Annotated in this window: 28 protein-coding genes; all 28 read left to right on the top strand. The window is 37.4% G+C overall.

Translation table 11 applies throughout. From position 1 onward, the window contains the following. The 28 genes from M8332_RS06835 to M8332_RS06965 all read left to right on the top strand — a co-directional run bounded on the left by M8332_RS06835 (window position 1) and on the right by M8332_RS06965 (window position 21,751). Window positions 1-1,410 carry a phage portal protein gene (locus M8332_RS06835; protein WP_252780882.1) on the top strand — a complete coding sequence of 470 codons (1,410 nt, stop codon included), beginning with the start codon at window positions 1-3 and terminating at the stop codon, window positions 1,408-1,410. Further along, window positions 1,410-2,345, top strand: a complete 936-nt coding sequence (locus M8332_RS06840) for a hypothetical protein (RefSeq protein WP_252780883.1) — start codon at window positions 1,410-1,412, stop codon at window positions 2,343-2,345. Before M8332_RS06835 ends, M8332_RS06840 begins: the two co-directional genes overlap by 1 nt. A gap of 78 nt (window positions 2,346-2,423) precedes the next feature. Further along, the gene (locus M8332_RS06845; protein WP_252780884.1) at window positions 2,424-3,068 is read left to right on the top strand and encodes a DUF4355 domain-containing protein; all 645 of its coding nucleotides are present in this window, start codon (window positions 2,424-2,426) and stop codon (window positions 3,066-3,068) included. Continuing rightward, window positions 3,068-3,430 carry a hypothetical protein gene (locus M8332_RS06850; RefSeq protein WP_252780885.1) on the top strand — a complete coding sequence of 121 codons (363 nt, stop codon included), beginning with the start codon at window positions 3,068-3,070 and terminating at the stop codon, window positions 3,428-3,430. The genes M8332_RS06845 and M8332_RS06850 overlap by 1 nt, the downstream gene beginning before the upstream one ends. 12 nt (window positions 3,431-3,442) lie before the next feature. Continuing rightward, on the top strand, window positions 3,443-4,492 hold the full coding sequence (locus M8332_RS06855; RefSeq protein WP_252780886.1) for a major capsid protein: 1,050 nt from the start codon (window positions 3,443-3,445) through the stop codon (window positions 4,490-4,492). Window positions 4,493-4,538: 46 nt separating this feature from the next. After that, window positions 4,539-4,688: a HeH/LEM domain-containing protein gene (locus tag M8332_RS06860; protein WP_435370808.1), complete on the top strand. Its 150-nt coding sequence runs from the start codon at window positions 4,539-4,541 to the stop codon at window positions 4,686-4,688. A 1-nt stretch (window position 4,689) separates the two neighbouring features. Continuing rightward, window positions 4,690-5,037 carry a hypothetical protein gene (locus M8332_RS06865; RefSeq protein ID WP_252780887.1) on the top strand — a complete coding sequence of 116 codons (348 nt, stop codon included), beginning with the start codon at window positions 4,690-4,692 and terminating at the stop codon, window positions 5,035-5,037. Next, on the top strand, window positions 5,034-5,624 hold the full coding sequence (locus M8332_RS06870) for a hypothetical protein (protein WP_252780888.1): 591 nt from the start codon (window positions 5,034-5,036) through the stop codon (window positions 5,622-5,624). Before M8332_RS06865 ends, M8332_RS06870 begins: the two co-directional genes overlap by 4 nt. A 39-nt stretch (window positions 5,625-5,663) precedes the next feature. Further along, on the top strand, window positions 5,664-5,978 hold the full coding sequence (locus M8332_RS06875) for a hypothetical protein (RefSeq protein ID WP_252780889.1): 315 nt from the start codon (window positions 5,664-5,666) through the stop codon (window positions 5,976-5,978). Window positions 5,979-6,027: 49 nt separating this feature from the next. Beyond that, complete coding sequence (locus tag M8332_RS06880; RefSeq protein WP_252780890.1) at window positions 6,028-6,426, top strand: phage neck terminator protein; 399 nt, start codon at window positions 6,028-6,030, stop codon at window positions 6,424-6,426. Window positions 6,427-6,428: 2 nt separating this feature from the next. Beyond that, complete coding sequence (locus M8332_RS06885; protein WP_252780891.1) at window positions 6,429-6,995, top strand: tail tube family protein; 567 nt, start codon at window positions 6,429-6,431, stop codon at window positions 6,993-6,995. After that, on the top strand, window positions 6,940-7,203 hold the full coding sequence (locus tag M8332_RS07235) for a MucBP domain-containing protein (protein WP_353937866.1): 264 nt from the start codon (window positions 6,940-6,942) through the stop codon (window positions 7,201-7,203). Before M8332_RS06885 ends, M8332_RS07235 begins: the two co-directional genes overlap by 56 nt. 83 nt (window positions 7,204-7,286) lie before the next feature. After that, window positions 7,287-7,886: a hypothetical protein gene (locus M8332_RS06890; protein WP_252780892.1), complete on the top strand. Its 600-nt coding sequence runs from the start codon at window positions 7,287-7,289 to the stop codon at window positions 7,884-7,886. Between the two features lie 97 nt (window positions 7,887-7,983). Beyond that, window positions 7,984-8,124, top strand: a complete 141-nt coding sequence (locus tag M8332_RS06895) for a hypothetical protein (RefSeq protein ID WP_252780894.1) — start codon at window positions 7,984-7,986, stop codon at window positions 8,122-8,124. Window positions 8,125-8,154: 30 nt separating this feature from the next. Further along, window positions 8,155-12,906 carry a tape measure protein gene (locus tag M8332_RS06900; protein WP_252780896.1) on the top strand — a complete coding sequence of 1,584 codons (4,752 nt, stop codon included), beginning with the start codon at window positions 8,155-8,157 and terminating at the stop codon, window positions 12,904-12,906. A 38-nt stretch (window positions 12,907-12,944) separates the two neighbouring features. Next, window positions 12,945-13,757: a phage tail domain-containing protein gene (locus tag M8332_RS06905; RefSeq protein WP_252780897.1), complete on the top strand. Its 813-nt coding sequence runs from the start codon at window positions 12,945-12,947 to the stop codon at window positions 13,755-13,757. A 12-nt stretch (window positions 13,758-13,769) separates the two neighbouring features. After that, window positions 13,770-14,675, top strand: a complete 906-nt coding sequence (locus tag M8332_RS06910; protein ID WP_252780899.1) for a family 43 glycosylhydrolase — start codon at window positions 13,770-13,772, stop codon at window positions 14,673-14,675. Beyond that, on the top strand, window positions 14,668-16,488 hold the full coding sequence (locus M8332_RS06915) for a phage tail protein (protein ID WP_252780900.1): 1,821 nt from the start codon (window positions 14,668-14,670) through the stop codon (window positions 16,486-16,488). The genes M8332_RS06910 and M8332_RS06915 overlap by 8 nt, the downstream gene beginning before the upstream one ends. A gap of 14 nt (window positions 16,489-16,502) precedes the next feature. Further along, window positions 16,503-17,045 (top strand): hypothetical protein, encoded by a 543-nt coding sequence (locus M8332_RS06920; RefSeq protein ID WP_252780902.1) that lies wholly within the window; start codon window positions 16,503-16,505, stop codon window positions 17,043-17,045. Continuing rightward, the gene (locus M8332_RS06925) at window positions 17,045-17,557 is read left to right on the top strand and encodes a hypothetical protein (RefSeq protein WP_252780903.1); all 513 of its coding nucleotides are present in this window, start codon (window positions 17,045-17,047) and stop codon (window positions 17,555-17,557) included. Before M8332_RS06920 ends, M8332_RS06925 begins: the two co-directional genes overlap by 1 nt. A gap of 14 nt (window positions 17,558-17,571) precedes the next feature. Continuing rightward, complete coding sequence (locus M8332_RS06930) at window positions 17,572-17,982, top strand: hypothetical protein (RefSeq protein ID WP_252780904.1); 411 nt, start codon at window positions 17,572-17,574, stop codon at window positions 17,980-17,982. A gap of 2 nt (window positions 17,983-17,984) precedes the next feature. Beyond that, window positions 17,985-18,164, top strand: a complete 180-nt coding sequence (locus tag M8332_RS06935; RefSeq protein ID WP_252780905.1) for an XkdX family protein — start codon at window positions 17,985-17,987, stop codon at window positions 18,162-18,164. After that, on the top strand, window positions 18,151-18,696 hold the full coding sequence (locus tag M8332_RS06940) for a pyocin knob domain-containing protein (RefSeq protein WP_252780906.1): 546 nt from the start codon (window positions 18,151-18,153) through the stop codon (window positions 18,694-18,696). The genes M8332_RS06935 and M8332_RS06940 overlap by 14 nt, the downstream gene beginning before the upstream one ends. A 48-nt stretch (window positions 18,697-18,744) precedes the next feature. After that, window positions 18,745-19,128 (top strand): hypothetical protein, encoded by a 384-nt coding sequence (locus tag M8332_RS06945; RefSeq protein WP_252780907.1) that lies wholly within the window; start codon window positions 18,745-18,747, stop codon window positions 19,126-19,128. Continuing rightward, window positions 19,129-19,446 (top strand): hypothetical protein, encoded by a 318-nt coding sequence (locus tag M8332_RS06950; RefSeq protein ID WP_252780908.1) that lies wholly within the window; start codon window positions 19,129-19,131, stop codon window positions 19,444-19,446. A 1-nt stretch (window position 19,447) separates the two neighbouring features. After that, on the top strand, window positions 19,448-19,873 hold the full coding sequence (locus tag M8332_RS06955; protein ID WP_252780909.1) for a phage holin, LLH family: 426 nt from the start codon (window positions 19,448-19,450) through the stop codon (window positions 19,871-19,873). Beyond that, window positions 19,873-20,760, top strand: a complete 888-nt coding sequence (locus M8332_RS06960) for a GH25 family lysozyme (RefSeq protein ID WP_252780910.1) — start codon at window positions 19,873-19,875, stop codon at window positions 20,758-20,760. Before M8332_RS06955 ends, M8332_RS06960 begins: the two co-directional genes overlap by 1 nt. Before the next feature lie 223 nt (window positions 20,761-20,983). Continuing rightward, complete coding sequence (locus M8332_RS06965) at window positions 20,984-21,751, top strand: DUF3800 domain-containing protein (RefSeq protein ID WP_252780911.1); 768 nt, start codon at window positions 20,984-20,986, stop codon at window positions 21,749-21,751. Window positions 21,752-21,937 lie beyond the last annotated feature (186 nt).

Consider the following 21,937-nt stretch of genomic DNA (forward strand, 5'->3'; position numbering starts at 1 on the left):
ATGCCAATTGAAGTTGAAGCTCCAATCGGACAGATTACGAACCTTGGTAACTTTACTATTACTGACACAGGACAGTTTCTATATCCTTACGATCAAGAAATTAATGAACCTGACTTGCTTTCGATTGTTAGCCATTACGAAAACAATCAGCAAAACAATTACAGCAATATGAAAAGTTACTATCGTGGTTATCACAAAGCAATCCTAGACAAACCTGCAAAGGACGCTTACAAGCCTGATAACCGAATTATCGTTAACTTCCCCCGCAAGGCTGTTATTGATTTCAACGGTTTCTTTATCGGTAACCGAGTTAAGATTGATAGTCCAGAAGATAACGTTGACCAGCTTATTTCTGAGTGGACGCAGCAAAACAACTTTGAAGACATTTTATTAGAAGTATCAAAAGAGTGCTCAGAATTTGGGCACTCTTATTTATTGGTTTATCAAGATATTGATGGTAATACATGCGTTACCAATTGCGATCCGATTAATACGTTCTTAATCTACGAAAACACGCAGTCTCGCAAACCCAAGTATGCAGTTCAGTTTTCGTATAACAATCAAGGTCAGGAAATCATTACATTGTACGATGATACCTACATTAGAACATTTGTTCAGGATGGTACCGGATTGAACGGCTTGCGATTAGATTCCTCAATTCTTAATCCATATCAGACCATTCCTGTCATTGAATTTCTAGAGAACTCAGATAGGTTAGCTTTATGTGCTGACATTCTCAGCTTGATTGATGCTCTTGATAAAGCGATGAGTGAGAAAGCTAACGACGTAGACTATTTTGCTGATGCCTATATGAAAATGATTAACGTTAACCTTGATGAGAAATCATTAGAAAAACTTCGAGATAGTCGTTTGATTAACGTTAAAGGTAATCAAGCTAACGGCCAACCAGACGTTGGGTTCTTACAAAAGCCGAGCGCCGATGAAACGCAAGAACACTTGATTGACCGGTTAGTTTCATCTATTTACAATATTGCTGGAATCACTAATATGAACGACAGTAGCTTCTCCGGTAACGTTACCGGTGTGGCGTTGCAGATGAAGTTTAAGCCAATGCAGAACATGGCTAAAGCCAAGTCGCTGAAGTTCACGGCCTCACTTCGGCAAGTGTTCCAATGTGTGTTCGCTTTGAATCCAAGCGTTAGTTCTGATGCCTGGTCGCAGTTGTCGTTCCAGTTCACTCAGAACGTTCCAACGAACACGCAAGATGTGATTAGCTTGTTGAATGCTGGCTTTGGCAAGTTGCCACTTGATGTTCTGTACCGCCAGATTCCGTTTATTGATGATCCAGAACAGGCTGTTAAAGACTTCAAGGACGAGCAACAAGAAGGACAGCAGGCAGTTCAAGGACTGATGGAACCCCGAGATGACAGCCAAAGCGGTGATGAGTAATGGATAGTGAAGCACGAGCTCAGGCACGTATCAACAATTTGATTAATCAAGATAAGCAGACAGACAGTACAATTGATAACCAGTTTGAAGTAACAATGGATTTCATCCGTTACCATTTAATGGCTTTCTATCAGCGTTATGCTGATGACAATGGCTTATCTGTTTCCCAGACGTCTCAACAAGTTAACCAGTGGGACATTCAGCAATGGAGGGACGTTCTCAAACGGATGAACATTACCAGCTGGGAACAGGAAGCACAAGACCGAGCCAAGGTACTATCTGCACAGGCAGGTATTAATAAGACTAATCTAATCAATGCCATTATTGGGTTAGGATTGTTGAACCTTACCAATCAGCAAATAACCACCATTGGAAGTCGGCTAAACTCTGACAATGACGAAGCCATTGAAGATTTACGTCAAGAGCTTAATTTAACATCTGCCCAGGTTGCTATACTTCGAAACTTAGACGATGGTGACGACTGGCAAGACAATTTTTGGCTGGCTTCTGATGGTATAAGAAACAATGTTGAGATTACTTTTAACAACAGTTTACGTGCCGGATTAACCCAGATTGCACTTGGAACCTTGCTGGCAGTTCACTTTTCCAACAAAGAGAAGCGACCGAACAAGTCTATTGCTGATCGGATTGGCCAGCTAGTTAATTCTGCTAAAGGTTATGTACGAACCTACTCATCGATTCAGATTAATCGACGCAAGACCAAAGCTTACAAGTACAAGCCAGAGATTAAACAAGTTAAATGGATTACCGAGCCAGGTTGTTGTAAACTATGCGCCAGCATTCAGCGAAGCAATCCATACGATAAGATATCAGCTCCAATTCCAGGACTTGATAGCCATCCGTACTGTCGTTGTACGATTATTCCAATTCGTACCCACAGCTATGATGATACAGACGAAGAAGACGACGATTAAGCACTAGTCATTTGATTAGTGCTTTTTGTTTGGTCCAAACACTGAAGACCATAAAAGCTGAATTAAAGGAGGATGCACATGAAAACATTAGGGAAACGACTTCCGTTGAATTTACAATTTTTTGCAGAAAGTCAGAGTACAAGCACTTCAGTTTCAAATTCTGGATCAACAATGTTAAGTACTAGCGGCTCTGTATCTACATCTGCCTCAACATCAGCTAGCCAAAGTTCTAGCGCTTCTGCAAGCCAAAGTCAGTCTGCTACGTTTACGCAAGCTGACATTGATAAAGCAGTTGAGGAGGCCTTGAAGAAGTTCCAAGATGGGCAGAATCAGGCAAAGCGTTATGAGCACATGACAGCACAGGAAAAGGCGGAATACGATGCTCAGCAAGCACAGAAGAAAGCCAAAGAAGCAGAAGCACAATTAGCTCGTTACCAAATGCGTGATGAGGTAATGAAGAACGCAGTTGCTGATGAAGTTACTTTGAGCGTAGATGATTTAGATCACATTGTGTCAGCGGATGCCGAAACAACTAAAAAGAACTATGAATGGTTGAAAGGTTTTGAAGCACGGATTAAAGATTCCATGTTGGAAGAATTGAAAAAAGGTAAGCCGTTGCCAGGTAACAATGGCAAACAGCCAAAAGGTTCACTAGGGGAACAATTAGCAAAACAGGGTGAGTCAAAGCGCTCAAACCCATATTTTAAGGAAGGTGAAAACTAATGGAAAAGAAAGAATTTTATACACCTAATGCGGTAGTTGTTTTTCCTGAAAAAGCAACTGCGCTGGGTGGCATTATTAGTTCTGATCTAGGTGTTACAGAAAATGGTCGAAAGATTGTTAAAGCCGGAACTCCGGTTGGTGGAGATGATTTCACTGTCAAAGACCAAACGGTATTAGGTGCGGCTACTGCTGACAACGTACAAGGAGTTCTGTACAACGATGTTGATGTTACTAATGGTAACGGTAATGGAACTGTTATGGTTTCTGGATACATTAACGAACGTTACTTAGATTCAAGAGTAAATGTGTCTGATGACATTAAAAAGGCACTAAAAAACAAAATTACATTTATTAATCGATAAGGAGGATTAAACATGCAAGATATTTTCAGTGATATTACCACTGCAAACATTGCTTCGTATTGGACTACATTAACTCAAAACGAAGCTCCATTCATCGGAGAAACATTATTCCCTTCAGTTAAACAAGGTTCTCGTGACGTAACTTGGTACAAAGGAGAAACTGCAGCTGCTTCGCCGTTAAAAGCCAGCGGTTACAATGCTCAGACGGTTGATCGTGATCGGCAGGGATTCTCAGAACGTGTAACTAGAACTAAGTTCTTCAAAGAAGGACAAAAGATTGATGAGCAATTGCGCCAACAGTTACTAACTGTTCAAAACTCTCCGATTCCAGCTCAACGTGATGCCATTTTGCAACACGTGTTTGACGATACTACTAACTTGCTTCGTGGAGCTTCATTAATTCGTGAAATCACGAGAATGCAGGTGCTTCGAACGGGTAAGTTTGAAATTAAGAGCAATGGTCAAGACTACAAAGAAGACTTTGAAATGAATCCAAGTCATATTAAGTCTGCTACTAAGTCATGGAAAGACGATGGCTCTCCACTTGATGATTTTGATAATGCTATTTCGACCATTACTAATGATTCTGGAATTACGCCAACTCGGGTACTTTTGAATCGGAATACTTTCAATGTTTTAGTTCGGAATGAGGAAGTGAAGGCTACTATCCTTGCTAACAATGCTAATACGTCAGCAGCGGCTGTTCCTCGTTCAGTTGTAACTGGATATATGGCTTCTGAATATGGATTGACCTTCCAAGTTTATGACAAAACTTACCGTGATGTAGATGGCACGATGAAGAAGTTTATTCCAGATGGTGAGGTTATTCTTATTCCAGATGGTGATTTAGGTAAGACCGTATTTAGTCCTACGCCAGAAGAAACTGACTTAATGGCCAGCTCCAATGCTGATGTTTCAATTGTTGATACTGGCGTTGCTATTTCAAATACCGTTCTGAACGATCCAGTAACGAAACGAACCAAAGTATCGCAGCAATTCACGCCGACTTTTGAAATGATTGACGGCGTTTATGTATTAAAGGCATTTCCCAGTAACTCCTAAGACCAGCGATAGTTTAAATACCAAAGCTGACCAGGAAAAAGTATTCATGAAGAAGCCAGATGATGAATCTACTGATAGCGAAAAGCCAACTGATGCCAATACACTAACTGAAATCAAAGAGTATTTAAATTCCCAGGGTATTGATTATGATTCTAATGCTAAGAAAGCTGACTTACTGAAGTTAGTAGGTGATTAGCATGGACGAAACAAAAAATCATCCGACGCCACAAGATATTATCCGTAACATTGATATTTTTAAAGATTTTGATAATGAAACTATCGATGAAAAAATTAGAATTGCGCGAATGAAAGCAATTAAAGATGGCGTTGATAAAGATGCCCTTAACACAGCTGTTAGTGCTTATGCTCGACATTTACTATTGGTTACTTACTTCGCTTCAAACGGCGGAATTACTAGTGCTACTACATTAGGTCAGAGTTTTCAGAACGTTGATTTAACTAAGAGTGATCCATTCTTAGATGAATATAATCAAATTTCAAGTGACTTTGGTAATAGTGGCCAATGGAAAGGTCTTTTTCTATGAGTGAGAACTTCGATAATTTGGGACCAGCAATTGAAGAGCTAAAAAAACTAAATGGAACTAACATTTATGTTGGTATTCCTTGGGATGATAAGCATTTAACTATGATTGCAATGGTTAATGAGGTTGGTGCTACGATTCGTCCTAAAAAGGGACAATTTCTTTGTATTCCGGCTAATAAAGATATGGTTGGTAAATCTCCCAAAGATGTTAAAGGATTGTTTAGACCGAAAGGGAAGAACGTTCTCGCACTTGCTAATAAGTCGGGTGGGATTAAAGTAATGTTCATTTTGAAGAAGTCAGTAACAATCCCACCGCGCCCATTTCTGAGAACAACCATGACCAAGTATGCACAGGAGTGGTCAGGCGTTGTACAAACAGAGGTTCAAAAAATATTAGTTGGTGAATCAAATGCTAACCAATCCATTGATACGATTGGTAAAAGAGCCGTTAAGGAAATGAAAAGGACGATTAAACAGTTTGACCGTCCTCCTAACTCAAAACTTACGCAGGAACTAAAGGGAGCAAACAACCCGTTAATTGATACTGGTAAGATGATGAATTCTGTATTTTACGTTGCAGAAAAGTAGAGGTGATCAATTATGAAACCATTGCCACAGTTTAATTACATGTTTAATAAACTCAAGCAACCTCTGCAAATTAAATATAACGATGGAAATACAGAAAAGGTGGTTGAACCATTAATTAACAATTCCGATCCAAACCTAACTTTTGTTAATCAAGCTGGAGGACAGCTAGGAACAGGTACAATGATTTGGATTAGTAGGTTGATTAATGTCCCTAGACAAACAGAAGTTAAAACTGAGTCAGGAACAACTTATAAGGTAATGACTAGTGGCCAGGATTTAATTGCTGGTCTTTTTTATTACCAATTAGAAATTTTAACCACGAAAAATGGAGGTGAGGATATTGGCGAATACTAACATGTATGATCAAATCGAAGAGAGCGTTTGTTCAACGATTAGAAAGTACATGCCTAAGACAAAGGACTACCCTAATGGATTGCCGATTGTTAATGAGTTACGCCAAGGAGATTTACCTCCATTTCCTTATATCACTTACTACATGTACGATGATGGTGAATCTACTACTTTTAGTGATATTGATGATGAAATTCTTGATGTTGGGATTTACTTAAAAGCATATGGAGATAATCAGAACCAGGTTAAAAATCTTGGTGCATGGTTACGCAAGGTTCTGCTTACTAAGGGAGCCACGGATGACTTAATGAAACATTCAATTGTTGCTCAACGTCCAGGAGTGTTGCCAAATGTTAATCAGTATTTAAATGCTGATTGGGAATTTCAAAGTGGGGCTGATTATCGGCTCCAAGTACAAGATAACTTTAAAGATAAAACAGAGGAGGAATAACAATGCCTAATTTACAAAACGGCGGACGTGGTACTGTTACGGTTAATGCTGCACGAAATGAAGTGCTTCATTTGATTTATAACGGTAAAGATAAGATTCTTAATTCAGGACTTGCAAAAGGAAATGCTGTTCAAGCACAAAGAACCACAGCAAAGGTTACTGCAGTCGCCGGGTTTTATGGTGAGCCGTATTACTACGAATCAGGAGACGATAGCGCAAAGGTTACTATTAACGTTAAGGATGGTTCAGAAACTGATAACATCCTCCAAGCGCTCTACAATGATCAGTTCGATGATAGCAACAACTTAGTTTCAACTTTTGATTTGAAAATTGAACAAAAGGATAAACATAAAGTTACGACGTTAACTGATTGTTTGATTGCAAACGAACCTAACCAGGATATGAATGATGCAGATCACTCGATGGCTTGGTCATTGCTGGCTGGTAAAATGACTACAATTTCTCAAAAGCCAAATGACAACGATTTTCCTTGGAGTGATAGCACTAGTGCAAATGGTGGTGGCGCTTTACCAGATTCCACGCCGAGTAGTAACAAGTCCGGTAATTAAAATTCATTATCAATCAGACGACGGAGAACCACTGGAAAAAATTGATAACCAACTTTCTGATGTCACTTTAACAGGTAGCCCTGGTAGTAGTTATTCAATCAAAACTCCGCCAGTCAGTGGATATGGATATCTAAAGAGTACACTACCTTTGAAAGGTGTATTCACCTCAAGTCAATCTGCTTTAGTAATTTATAGCAAGAATAAATAATAAATCACCTGCATATTTTGCGGGGATTTTTAATACATAGCTCACGAATTTAGTGAGCAATAAAAATAAAAGGAGAATGATTTATGGCAACAGCTTTAGATAAAATGATGAGTAATCAATTTAACCAAAAGGTTGATTATGAAGTTGATGGAGAAAAACATACTCGTAACATTTCAGTTAAGAAACCAGGTTATTTAACTGATTTGAAACTTAAAGACTTGATGAATGTTGGTGATCAAAAAGCTAATTTTGGCCGGATTTTTGAAATTTTAATGAATGAAGTCCTGGTACAGCCACAATGGACTTATTCAATTCTTGATAAGAAACTTCCAAAGAAATTACGTGAAAAAGAAGTAGCAGTTGACGTAGAGGGTCAAACGAAGAAAGTTAAACTAGTTTTCCCGGGCTATCGTTTGGCATTGAATACTTTATTAATGATTACCTCCCCAATTTCCGGAGCTTACAACATGTCTGGTTTTATGGAGTCAGTAATTACTAATATGGTTCGTACCACAGAAGGTAATAAAGTAGAACCTGATTTCTTTGATCCAGGACAACCTGGAGATGGTTTAGGTGATGAAGTCATGAAGCAAGCAACTCCATTTCTTAATGACATTGCTTCTTACGATGGTGTACTACCGACATTGTTAAAGGCTTACACGTTTCTGGCAGAAAAAGACTAGTGAAAGTCGTTATTTAGATGATTTTGGTGACATAGATGAACAGAAAATACAAGATGATGTCCGTGATAACCAGGACGTCATTTTTATTTGTTACGAATTGAATTTAAAGCGTGAAGAGGTTCTTTCAAAAACTCACGATGAATTTACCAGGTTAATCTATGAAGCTAAATTTGTTCAGAAGCTAAAGATTGATGAGATGGCAACGGCTATTTCTAAAGTATTTAGTGATGATGATTAATTAAATATTTAACGTTAGGAGGTGATACTGATGGCAGAAACAGCCCAACGAGCTGGTATTGATATTCCCGTTACAATTACTAATCTTGAAGGCCTGGAAAAAGTTCATAATCAGGTTAATTCACTTTTATCCCAAGTTCCGAAATTAAAAGAAGGGTTTGGAAGCCTTGATCTAAAACTAGATTTTGGTAACAAGGCAGAAAATCAGATTAATGAACTAAATAGCAAGTTGGGTTCGACTAATGAGCTTTTAAACAAGGTTCATAGTGATGTTAATAATGTAGCTTCTAGGTTTGGTAGTGCTAATGAAAGTGTTTCTGCTTTCGATAACAAAGTTAAAGAAGCAAGTGGAAATACTAAAAAACTAGGTGAAAATTCATCACAAAGCAATGAGCAGTTTAAAAAAGCAATTGGCATTCTTTCCGATATGTCAGGTGACATAAAAAAGGTAGTCGAAGCACAGCATCATCAGACCGAAGAGATTAAGACTACTAATGTTCAATTAGGACAATCAAGAGTGTCTATTGATGAAATAAAACGTAGTCAAAATGAGTTTACGAGTGCAATCAGGAGTTCATCAGAACAATCAGATAAACTCCGAGAGAATGTTAGCAAGGTCAGCCAAAAGGTTAAAATGAAGCCGATTTTAACCGAAAACGCAGATGCCACTGAAAAATTTAGAAGTAAATTAGGTGGAGTTCAAGAAACGGCCGACAAAACTTCACATATCTTTGGTTCAATGTTAGGTGCTCATTTAGTAGCTAACGGGATTACTAATGCCTTCATGTCAATTCAAATGCATGTTAACGAGGCAAAGGAAGCAATAGTTGAATACAACAACAAGCAACAAGTCATGTCTGCTACATGGGATACCTTAACTGGTAATGCTGAAAAAGGTAAAGCCATGGTTGATGTAGGTAATCAACTTTCCAAAGCTTACGGACAAAACATTGAGGTTGTCGATGAACTGAATCAGAAGTTCTACCATGTCTTTAATAATAAAGAGCAAACAGAACAACTGACTAAATCAGTTCTGACATTAGGTGATACCTTAGGCATGTCTGATGCAAACGTTCAGCGATTGGGCGAAAATTTCACTCACATGATGACGTCTGGAAAGATGCAGATGGGTGATTTTAACCACATCACTGATCAACTTCCGATGTTTGGAGAGAAGCTCCTCGAACAGCAAAAACGTATCCAAAATAATTCAAACCTGACTATGCAAGAACTGCAAAAGCAAATGTCAGCCGGTAAGATTTCTGCCAAGGATGCCGAAGATGTCATGAATGAGTTGGGTGACAAATATCAAAAAGCATCAGAAAACTTGATGAAAACCATGCCTGGTATGACACGGGCAATTAAGTCACAAATTCCAGCCCTAATGAATGACATCTATTCACCTTTTGCTAAAATGCGAAACCCGTTGTTTGAACAAGTTTCAGAATGGGTCAAAGACAAAAGGACTGAGAACGAGTTTAAATCTTTAGGTGACAACATTGCCAAGCAAATTCAACGAGTTACTGATGCACTAAATGTTAAAAACATGAATGTTACCGGTGGTTTAGATCATATTGTTGCAATGCTCAATCAAGGGGTTACTAACCTAGCCACAGGAATTATTAAAAATAAAGATACTATCAAAGGTTTCTTCGAAGTTATCAAAGAAGGTTCGGTTGGTAGCTTTAAAGTTTTTATTCAAGTGCTTAAAGATATTGAGCCATTGCTCCGACTTACCGCTGGTTCTGCTGAAAAGCATCCTAAGCTATTTGCTGCTATTGCAATTAGTGGGCTTGCAGCAGGTAAAGCAATTAGAACGGTTAGCGCTGCTTATCGTGGTATGAGAGCTGCTAAAGAAGTAGCTGGTTGGATAAATCAATTTACTCAAAAGCAAAAAGCCGCAACAGAAGCAAATAAGGAATTTACATCTGTGCAAAAGGGACTTAATACAGCGATGAGCGCCAATCCTATTGGATCAGTAATTAAAGTCTTAACTATAATTATGCCTCTATTAGTAACCCTTTATGCTACTTGTAAACCTTTTAGAGATTTTGTTAATAGTATATTCAAACCAATTATTGATTGGATTGGTAAACTAGTTTCTCCTCTAAAGGGATTAGGCAAAACATTTACTAACGTTTTTGGCGGAATAATTGACTTCTTCAAAAGTAATTGGAAAACAGTAGGAACTTTAATTATTGCCCCTTTTACTGGTATGAGTAAATTCTTGGGAAGTATTTTTAGTGGAATCACTAAGCTAATCAGTGGATTTGTTAACTCAGCTAAAAAGACCCTATCAGGATGGTTAAAACCTTTAACTAGTTCTGACGAATTTAAGTACATGAGTAAGCAGTTTCAATACTTTATAGGTCAAGTTTCCAATTTTGTTAGTACTGTTAAATCGATTATTGGAAATGCCTTTAGTGGTATTAGTAAGATGTTTAGTGGTTTTGGCAAATTATTCCAATCCATTTTTAAGAAAATTGATTTTTCATCAATTACTAAAGCGATTGGCCCAGCTTTCAAAGATATTGGAAATAAGTTTAATGGGTTCGCTAAACAGGTCAGTGGCTTAGTTAATTTATTATCTAAGCTATTTATGCCTGCTCTTAAAGTAGTTGGTAAATTCATTTCAGCTGAAGTTAAAGGCTGGGCCATTATATTCTCAGCTGTATTTAAAGTTATTGGAATCGTAATGAAACCAGTTCTACAACTAATTGGAGCTGTTGCAGCGGCAATTGGTTGGTTAGGGTTACAAGTACTAAAAATCATCGGAAAGAGTCTATTAGTATACTTGAAAACTGCCTTTAAAGTTTTAGGCGATTTATTCAAGTTCCTTGGTGATGAAATTGGATTAGCAACCAAGATTATTAAGAGTTCTGTTCAATTAATTTCAGATATTTTTCATGGCAATTTCAATAGAATTGGAAAAGATGTATCTAAAATTTGGAGTGAACTTTGGAACGGTGTAACGAAGCTTCTTAAAGATACCTTTAAAATTTTAGACGATGCAACAGGTGGATGGATTAGTAAGACAATCAAAATCTTTGTTGATTTTTGGAATGGAATTAAATCCATGTGGAAATCAACGACTGATTGGATTAATAATTTATGGAATGGGTTCCTAACGTATCTCAAGGAAGTATGGCGTCATTCACTTTTGAAGGAAATTGTTGATGTTGCAGTAAGTGCCTGGGATAAAGTTAAAACATTCTTTAGAGATGGGATTGGAAAAATCCAGGATATGTGGCATTCTTTCACTGATTTATTAAAGAGTGTTTGGGATAACACATTCGGTGCAATTATTGACCGTGTTAAGGGAGCAATTGATTCTGTACATCATCACATGGTTAGTATTGCTCGTGGTGTCATTAAACCTGTTAATACCATGTTAAAAGGCTTGAAAGATGGTATTAACTGGGTTCTAGATAAAGTTGGAGCAGGAAAGATTTCCGCAAAGTGGGAAATTGCAATGCCTAGCTATGCTACTGGTACACCAGACACTCAATCTCATCCTGGTGGATTAGCTAAGGTAAATGATGGGATTGGTTCAAATTTCCGAGAGATGTATCAATTACCTAACGGAGAGGTTGGACTATTTCCGGATAAGCGTAATTTAATGGTTAACCTTCCAAAAGGAACTAGTGTCCTTGATGGAGAAAAGTCCGCTAAATTAGCTCAGATGATGGGTATACCAGCTTACGAAAATGGTATTGGTAAGTTCTTCGGGAACGTTGGAAAAGCTGTCTCAGGTACATTTAAGGGCATTTGGGACAAAGGCTCAGACTTGGTTGAAATGGCAGATAAGATTCTAAAAAATCCAATTAACTTTTTAGAAACTGTTTTTACTAAGTTTCTTAGCGGAACAAGTTCAAACATTAGTCTAGCTAGCGATATAATTACAAATTTCCCATCAACAGTTGCTAAATCAGGAGTTAATTGGATTAAGGGATTAATTAATAAGCTTAAAGATGAATCTGGTGGTGATGTGAAAATGGGTGCAGTTGGCCATTACAATCCAGAACAGATTCGTAAGGCTGCTGACCAAATGCACGTTAATTTAAGTGATCATATGTTAAAGGTTATTCAGGCTTTAATTCAAGGTGAATCAGGTGGAAATGCTGGAGTAGTACAACATGGTTATACAGATGTAAACTCTGGTAGTTCAGCGACTTTGGCTCGTGGGTTACTTCAATTCGTACCATCAACATTTGCTAATTATGCTGTTTCTGGGCACAACAACATCTTCAATGCTTACGACCAGTTACTAGCTTTGTTCAATGATTCTAATTGGGCGAACGATATTGGTCCACATGGTGGATGGAGCCCAAGCGGTCACCGTCGAATGGAAAACGGTGGCTTTATTGATTCTAACCAAATGATTGAAATTGCAGAAGGAAATCGTCTAGAGGCAGTTGTTCCATTGACTAAACGTTCAAGGGCTTTTGAAGTTCTACGCCAAATTTTTGGAATTATGAAGCCAAACGAAAATGAAAAACGTCAAGCTGTTGGAAACAATAGTCAACGTTTTGATGATTCTTTCTTTAGTCCTTCTAATGATTCTAAAAATGATAAAGCTACTAGTAATTCTAGAAGCGATGAGATTAATGAATTGAAGAAGTCTAATGAGATCAAAAAGCAAATGCTTGATACTTTGATTCAATTGACGGGATTAAGTGCAGCACAAGTTGATGCCATCAAAAAATCTAAGCTAAGCATTAATGACATCAATAGAGAGCAAGGGAACTCGTTTTCCATTAGTAATTATCAGGGGCTTAATTAGATGAGAGGAGGTAGATTTTTATTCACGATTTATTTGTAATGATTGATGGAGAACCAGAATTTAATGTCTGTAAACAAATCAAGCAATTACAGTATCTAGGTACAGAGAGTTCACCTGTGCTAACCAATAATTATCAAAACTTCCAAGGAAACGATGGAAGTATATTTACTTCTTCTCAATTCGGTCAAAACGTCATGAACGTGCATTTCAAACTACACGTAAAGAATTATTATGATTATCAAGCCAAACGTGATGAAATATATAATCTGTTTATGCAAAAGAAAATTTTCAGATTGAGGTTTCCTGAAGATGCTAATCATGTAGTATTCGTAAGACCAGTTGGCTTTGATATTAATCCATTTCAACGAGCCGGATTAGATTGTGATATAAACATTCCATTTGAAAACCCAACTGGATATAAGTTTTCTCGTTATGATTCATTAAATCAATCTGATTTATGGGATGATTATCCACTTGGGTGGAATGTACCAATCATTACAGCTGAAGATTTTCACTTCACTGATCAATGGGCATTTCAGTTACTTAATCCAAGTGGGATTCCAATTGATCCTTATGGTGAACATCATGATTTAAAAATTTTCATGAAATGGATTGGTAACCGAATTACGATTGTCAATAAGTCCAACGGTTCATCTTATGAGTATCGAGGTCAGGGAAATATGAACATGCCAGTTGTACTAGACGGATGTGAAACATTCTTTAATGGTCAGCAGGTAAGCTACAATTCCGATTTTGGCAATATCAAATTAGAACCTGGATTTAATAAAATCCAGGTTTCGGGATGTAAGCATTTTGACATCAGTTTTAAGTTCCCATTTATTTATGTATGAGGAGGGATGAACATGAGAACTATTGACAAAATTAATAATTCCGTCTTTGTTTACGTGGGATTCACTCCTGATACAACTAAAAATGTATGGGGGGCCGAATCAATCGTTTGTACAAGTGATGATGCCTTTAATTGGCAAACAGTTGCCAAGTTGCCTGAATTAGGTAATTTACGCGACCACAGTACCACACGCTATGGTGATTATTACTACATCGTAGGTACCACTGGTTTTTATCGTACAAAAGATTTTGACAACTTTGAGACCCTAGATCATCCGTTCAACCAGAATGACAACGTGTTTGATTGTGTTTGGGCCCCTGATTTTTTTCAGGATGCCAACGGTAATTACCATATTGTACTTACTGCTAAGTTAAAAGGTAGCAGCATGACATACGGGAAACGTCGTATGTACGTTTTTGATGTAGACTTAGAAACTGGTGAATTTACTCGTAATTGGCAACTAGCCAATATCAACTGTGAAGCTGATATTGATGCTAGCATTCAATTTTTCAATGGTAATTACTACTGCTTTATGAGTCACAATACAATCTACGTAGCAGAAAATTATCTCGGTCCATATACTAGGACGTACACTAATATTCCATATTCGTACAGTGATACTCAAGGTTACGAAGAGGGACCAGAAGTCGTTCTAACTAATGGACGACCTTTGCTATTCACTGATCAGCTTCATTCTGACCCCAAAAGTTACTGGGACCAGTCAATTGTAGTTCGTCAGTCGGCTGATGGTGGGATGACTAATTGGTCGTACGCTAAACCAGTTAGTTGCGACTTTGGACGAACCATTATGCGTCATGGTTCATTTCTTTTTAAAGGCAAGGCTCCGGAACAAGTAGACTACTTTCCGGACGTGATTGTTAAAAATTCGTCGTTAGGAACGAAGGTACGTTATGGCTAACATAGAATTAATCGTCCAGGGTAATTACAAGGAAGCAAATTTTAAAGCTAAACTATCACAGAGCTGCGTTCAGCGTAGCTCTTTTTATATACAGTGGGAAAAAAACGGGGTATGGCAATTACAGTTTGTTGCAATCGATGATGGATCCCTGGCTTATAATCTGTTAACTGCACAAGCTAGCATTTGGTTTCAGAATCAAGAATTCATTGTTAAACAGCCAACTGTTGATTATGCTTCTGGATTCAACACTAAAACAATTGTAGCTACTCATGTTTATTCAGAATGTCAGTTTATTGTTAAACGAGATACTAAACCTGGTGTATTAACTTATCGCCCTTCTGACATCATGAGTTATGTATTCGATGGCAATCAAAATGGATTTACTTGGGAAGTTAAGGGTGATTTTGATGGTCAGCAGATTGAAAATCTCGGAAACATTAACGGTCAGGATGCACTTAAAAAGATTGTTGAAAAATGGCCTGATACTATTATTTATCCAGATAATCGACATATTGTTATTTATCAACATGATGAATTTGCAAAAAAACATGGTAATCGATTGGGCTATATGTACAACAGTGCTGAATTTAAATTTAGCTTTGACAGTACTAATATAACCAATCAAGTTTGGTGTATTGGCAAAGCCAAAGATAAGCCTGAAGGGTCAACTGATAATACACCAACAGAATATTTTTTTGACCCATTTTTAGTTAAATTAGATGAAAGCATCCGTAAATGGACCCATGGTTATCCTCACGAAGCACCTGTGATTAGTGATGACCGGTTTACCGATCAAGCATCGATGAAAAATTACGCAATCAGCAGTTTGAATCCGGAACCGACGTTAGTAATTGAAGTTACTACCACAGAGAACCGGCAGCCAATCCCGTGTGACATCGTGAAATGCCAGGTTCCTGATGATCGGATTGATTTGGACGTTGAGTTAGTTAACTACACTTGGTATCCATGGGACAGCCAACAGGTGAACCAAAACACGCTAAACGACAACGCCAAAACAATTTTTGACTACAATCGCTCATTGAGATCTAAGGCCTACTTAGATTTAAACAAGCTCACGGATAAGCTGAATGGAGATGTGGGGAGTTTGCAAACTAAGCTGGATGATACCCACCAGCAGATTAAGGACACCCAAGACGAAGTTAAAATGGCCCAGGATGATGCCAAACGAGCTAATCCTCACGTTCCATTTGGCAAACGATGGATTACCTTGGGCGATTCCATTACCCAGGGTTATTCTCCAGATCAGCATGGGCCTAACATCGATTATCCATACAAAGCTAGTCGATTGTTGCAAGTTGCATCAGTTGATAATGCAGGCGTTGGTGGTGGAACTTTTTCCGAAGATGGGGGATCTGATTTAGAAAGTAAAAAGGTGGTTGATAGCCACAACTTCGCTAACTACGATTTTGCAACCATTGCCTACGGAACTAACGATTTTCACATTTCATCGTGGGGAAACAAAATTGCGGATTCTATTAATTACATGGTCAACAAAATGAGAAAGGAAAATCCTAATATCCGCATCTATGGTATTCTTCCACCGCCGCGACATGATTATTCAGGGACAATTTGGGAACAGTCCAACGGTGCATACTCATTTGGAGCGCTGTTGAACTGCATTAAGGATGCTTACCAAAAATTAAATATCCAGTATTTAGATTGGTGGAATGATAATCCCGTCATTTTTTCAGATAATAAAGGCCTTTCGAGCGATCATCTTCATCCAAATGGATATGGGTATGACGAAATGACCGAACGAATTGTTGGATTTATCAACAACGTTTACTACTAAAAAGGGGGGTAACCATGAGTAACTATAATTACACTCATTTACGTGTTCCAGATCCAAATGATACTTCAAGAATTTGGACTCCACTAATTGATTCTGTTAATGGCATTCGTAGTGCTGCTTATGGAATTGATGTGCGAGAATATATCGCACGTGGTTTTGAATCAATCGGTGTTCAACTAAATCTTTACAACGCAACATTACATCGTAGTGAGCACAGAACTGATCAACTACAAGCACAGTTGGATGAATCTGTCTCTGGAATGAATAAAGATGCAGAGGTTAAGCAGGCTCGTGTTAGTTGGAATGGTGAAGTTTTTGACACATTAGGTGAACGCATTAAAGCTTTGGAAATAGATCATGGTGATGTTTCACTAGATGTCGGAACAGTTGATGTTGGGCAGACCGCGTTGTACGTTCAGAATTTTAACGATCCTGCGTGTGAGTTCATTACGAAAGAAATAGATCACGATGAAACGGATGAAATTGTTCCGATTGGCATTGAAGTCATTAATGCAAAAGACATAGGAACACATGTACAAAAGGAGGATAACAACTAATGGCAAATGGAGTAAGCCATCGCATTATATACGATAAAGATACAGGAGACCGCATTAGTTTGGCTACTGATTTAAAAGATGTTTCGGGAACCGATAAATTACTAACTAATGATGATGTAACCCTCAAAACGGTTCAAATTACGTCACTTGGCCTGAGTGTTATTGAATGCTATTGGTCCCAAACATATTTATTGACTATCGACGGCACCAACTTTTTATTTATGGCTGCATCATTTACTGTTAACAAAAAAATGTTGACAGCTGATTGGGGAGTTCCAGAAAAGAAACTTATGGACCTTCCAGAAGGCATGACTAGTAACCCACTTCAATTTCAGCCTTTAGTTGGTCGGATTGCTGGAGATGCAAGCACACTGGGTCTTAACTTCCGCGTTTTCGGAGAAAAAGGAAATATGATTTACTTCGAAGGGGTTGAAAGTGGTTCAAAAGTTAATCCTAATGATTTGCCCGATCGAGTTAGCATTGAGCTTAGTGGACGTGTAGTAGGGTTCTAGAAAGGATATTTCAAATGATTTTTTATGTAGAAATTAATAAAGATACTGGAATTATTGATAGTGCAACAGATAAGGATACTAATGGATTTACGAAAGCTCAAGTTCCGGAACGTTATAAAGATTTCTTTTTGGAATATTACTCAGATTTTCAGATTATTGCCGGGGAGCCGATGTCTGTTGCTATTCCAATTGACCCGGTTGAATTAGATAAAAAAATCATGCAGAAAAAGTTGGATGATTTAAATGAGCATGGCATTTTAAATGCTGATGACCTTAGCTCATTAAAAGATAGTTTTAAGTTTACAATTTCAACTGTCATGGATTTAGGTAAACGACTTTCTGCGTTCAAAGTGGAAAATGATCAAGTGATTGCTGATTTAAAGAATCGCTTATCAGCTTTAGAAAATAAAGGAGGAACTAAATAATTATGGTTACACATGCAGATTGGGTGAAGCAAATTAAATGGCTGTACGACGAAAATCTGTATAGCAAGCACGAAGTTGCAAAAGTTGTTCAATATGAATACATCAACCAGGATGATTTTAAAACGATCACCGGAGAAGATTACAACGAATTTGAAAAGGATGATAAGGATGACCAAGCTTAACATTGTTCCAGTGACCCGACCTAAAGCTGACAATACCAATGAGCGCGAGCAAGTATTTCCTATCACTGACATCAAGGCAGTTAGGGGCTTGTCCCAGTTTGTTGATGGTGTGAACAAATCAATAAAAGCCATAACTGGTAAAGGTATTAGAAGTAATGCTGATTTAGTGACTAAAGCCGACTTAGCTAAATTTGCTACTAAACAAGAAGTCGAGCAGGCTAAGACAGATGCAAAAGATTATGCTGATGAGCTCATTAAACACATTAAAACGATTGATGTAACTAAGATGGATGATGGCACAGATGCTAATGACCTGACCAAGTTTGGTTTTCATGTCAAAACGCAAAACGAAAATGTTAAGAACATTCCGCCTTACGGAACGATCAATAAAAACGGAGTTCTAATTGTTATACCAACACCAACGCTAATCTATCAACGTTGGGTAAGTTTTGATTTACCCAAATACGAGTACTCAAGAGTAGCCGACATTGAAACTTCTCTAAAATGGTTTGCATGGGCATATGTTAGCTAGAAGCTACTAATTTTTAGTGGCTTTTTTATTTTGGAAAGGGGAATCAAAATGAGAGCGTTTAGAAAAAATCGATTTCTAGCTTTAACAGGTTTGGAAACTGCATCTTTAGGTTTGTATTTGTTGCTCATGAGCAACGTTTTTTTCGACGAACAAGATTATCTAGGTCAGTATCTAACGCACGCGCAGGACCCTATTTTTGCCTTTGTGTTAATTGGTATTGGCCTATTTGGATTTATCGTTGCTATCTTTAATATCAAAAAATTCTTCGCGTATAGATTGGCATTAGCTTCAATTGTTGGGATTTGGACTGCTTATTTAGTTATCTTCGCTTGGCATGATTTACATGCACCAGGAATCCCAATTCATCTTTCTAGTATCTTGATTGTCTTTCTAATCATTAATTTATTGTTTGAATGGTTAGGGGGAGATTAGGTGAGCGAGAACGTGATTATTGCGTTACTTAGTTTTGCCAGTGCTTTCGTCGGTAGTTTTATTACAGCATCACTTAAAGAAAAAAGTGACATGCATAAGAATAAGGTTGACCAGGAATTAGCCTATGCACAGCATATGCCAGAGCTTCTAGAAACTTTAGAAAATACTAGGCGAGACCGAGACAAACTGAGTGATGAAGTTATTGAATTAAGAGCTAAGGTTTCTGAGCAATCTTCATTAATTAAAGAACAGGGAGAAACGATTGCAGAATTGAAAAACAAATTAGACCAGTTTTTGAATAAACAGGAGGGAAGATAGATTGAAAACATTAATTGATTATGTAGAACTTATTGATCCAACAATTTTTATTGTCCTAGGTGGTTTAGCTTTAAAGATGGTAGGGCCTTATTTACGAGCTAAACATTTGGATCAAAAAGCAACTAATATTATGAACGCTGCTAAAGTAGCTGTTACTTATTCAGCTAAGCAAACGGGACTGGATAATGACCAAAAACGAGAACTAGCTGAAAAGCAATTAACGCAATGGGCTAGTGATCATGGTGTAAAGCTAAATCAAGATAGAATGGCCGCTACTATTGAATATGCTTATCAGCATTTAAAAAATGGTAGTTTAATCGATATTAAGGAACAAACTCCAGCTTCTCAAAATGATCAAGACAATCTGCCTAATATTGATCCAAAATTTAAATTTCAAATTCAACAAAAACAAGGAGGTAACAACTAATGGCAGATTTTCCACTGGTTGTAGATATTGCAAAATTTCAAGATAGTTCTTTGGACTTCTTTCAAAATTTAAAGTCACAGGGAGTACAGGCTGTTATTGTACAGCTCACCGCTGGCTCAAAAGGGCATCCGTATTCTAAGAATCCTAAACGAGCTGAACAAGTAGCTAATGCACGTACAGCAGGATTACGAGTTCATGCTTATCATTATTCATACGCTTATGGTCATGACGACACACTGACTGAAGTTGATAACTTTATGGAAGAATTCCGTGCACTCGGTTTTGACCCAAATAATGATTTTGCGTTCCTGGATGAAGAGGATAATTCAAATAATCCAAACCCAGCAACAGATGACGTTAACACTTGGACGGATGCCGTTTTCAATGCTGGAGTTCGTAACGTAGGTGTTTATTCAATGGCCAGTTGGTTCACCAGTGGGAGAATCAACTACGACGCTTTACACTGTAAATTCCTTTGGGTTGCCAATTACGGAGTTAATCAACCTGGTGTTGATAACACTTCCGTTTGGCAATTTACCGACAATTTCTTTAACGTAGATTGTTCCTATGACTTCTTCGGTAATCTAACTGGAACACCAAGTGCATCTACTGAGGAAACTGCGCAACCACAACCAGCAACGCAGCCAGATTATGCAATCACACCAGAGAATGGAGGCTTCATTGCTAACCAGACTATCAACGTTCGGATGGCGCCTACAACCTCAGCTCCAGTTACTGGTCAATTAGAACCAGATGATGGGATTGTTTACTATGGCTACGTTTTAAATGAAGGCTTTGTATGGATTGCTTACAAAAATGCTAGCGGTCAAGACCGGTTCTGCGTTTGCCGTAAGCAAGGCGGACCAGCTTGGGGGACATTTAATTAATCAGTATGTTCTAAAGGAGGTGATAGACTTGGCTAAAGGTAAAGGAAAAGGCGGAAAGAAATGCGGTAAGTAATTTAAAATTTAATAGTATATAAAAAAGACTCAACTATCTATGATTTAGATGGTTGGGTCTTTTTTATTATGTATCATTTTATTAATTAAATGAATAGAAAATATTTTTGTTGTATAATTTAAAATATAAATAAACTGAAGGGATATATTAATGCAGCAACTATATTTTTATTTTGATGATGCAGGAGTTTTAACTAATAAAAGCTGGCAGAAATACTTTCTATATGCTGGATATTGTTTTCAGGATAATAATGAAATTTCAGATTATGTTCGTAAATACATTAATGTATTAAGTTCATTGAAGAAATCTTTAAACGTATCTGGTGAACTAAAAGCATCACGCCTTGGGAAAATTGAATTTGGTGGTGCCAGTGGCATTCCAAGAGAAATTGCTGAAAATGTTTATCCTTTTAAGTATAGAAATAAATTATTTAACGTTTTTAAAAAGGCAGACAGTTGTTCTATTATTACAGAAATATCTTGTGTAAATAATAAAATTATTAACGATAAACTTTCGACACATCGATTTAAGGATTTTTTGCTGAAAATTTTAGTTAAAAGAAAAATAGAAGCATTAATTAAAGAAGGAAAAATTGATCCTAATTTATTTACTAAGATTAGTGTATTTTTAGATGAACAGGCCGTATCCACAAATGGAGTATATAATTTAGAGGGTAGCATTAAAGAAGAACTATTTGTCGGTATGAACAATAGCACTGGTAAATTTTTCAAACCAATTTTTAATCAAAATGGGGATGTTAAAGTTAATTTTAAGCAGTCAGATCAAAGTCCTATGATTCAAGCCTGCGATATATTAGCTAACAGAATATATAATGGTGAGAATAAACCTGATAAATGTGGTAAGTATAAATTATTAGAGATACCAAATCACCAATGGGTTAAGTGGCCACTTTATTAGTTTTTAAATTAAATATATTATAATCATTGACAATTATATGGACTAATTGATGGACAAAAACATGCTTTAAATGTTGATATATAGGCATTTTATATCAAAAAATTGACATGCAAATAGTAAACAGTTAAAATTAATTTGTAGCCTAAGAGCTACTACAACAGAGGTTTCGATAGGGATATTAAGCGT

Source organism: Fructilactobacillus ixorae (assembly GCF_024029915.1).
In the GTDB taxonomy this organism is placed as follows: domain Bacteria; phylum Bacillota; class Bacilli; order Lactobacillales; family Lactobacillaceae; genus Fructilactobacillus; species Fructilactobacillus ixorae.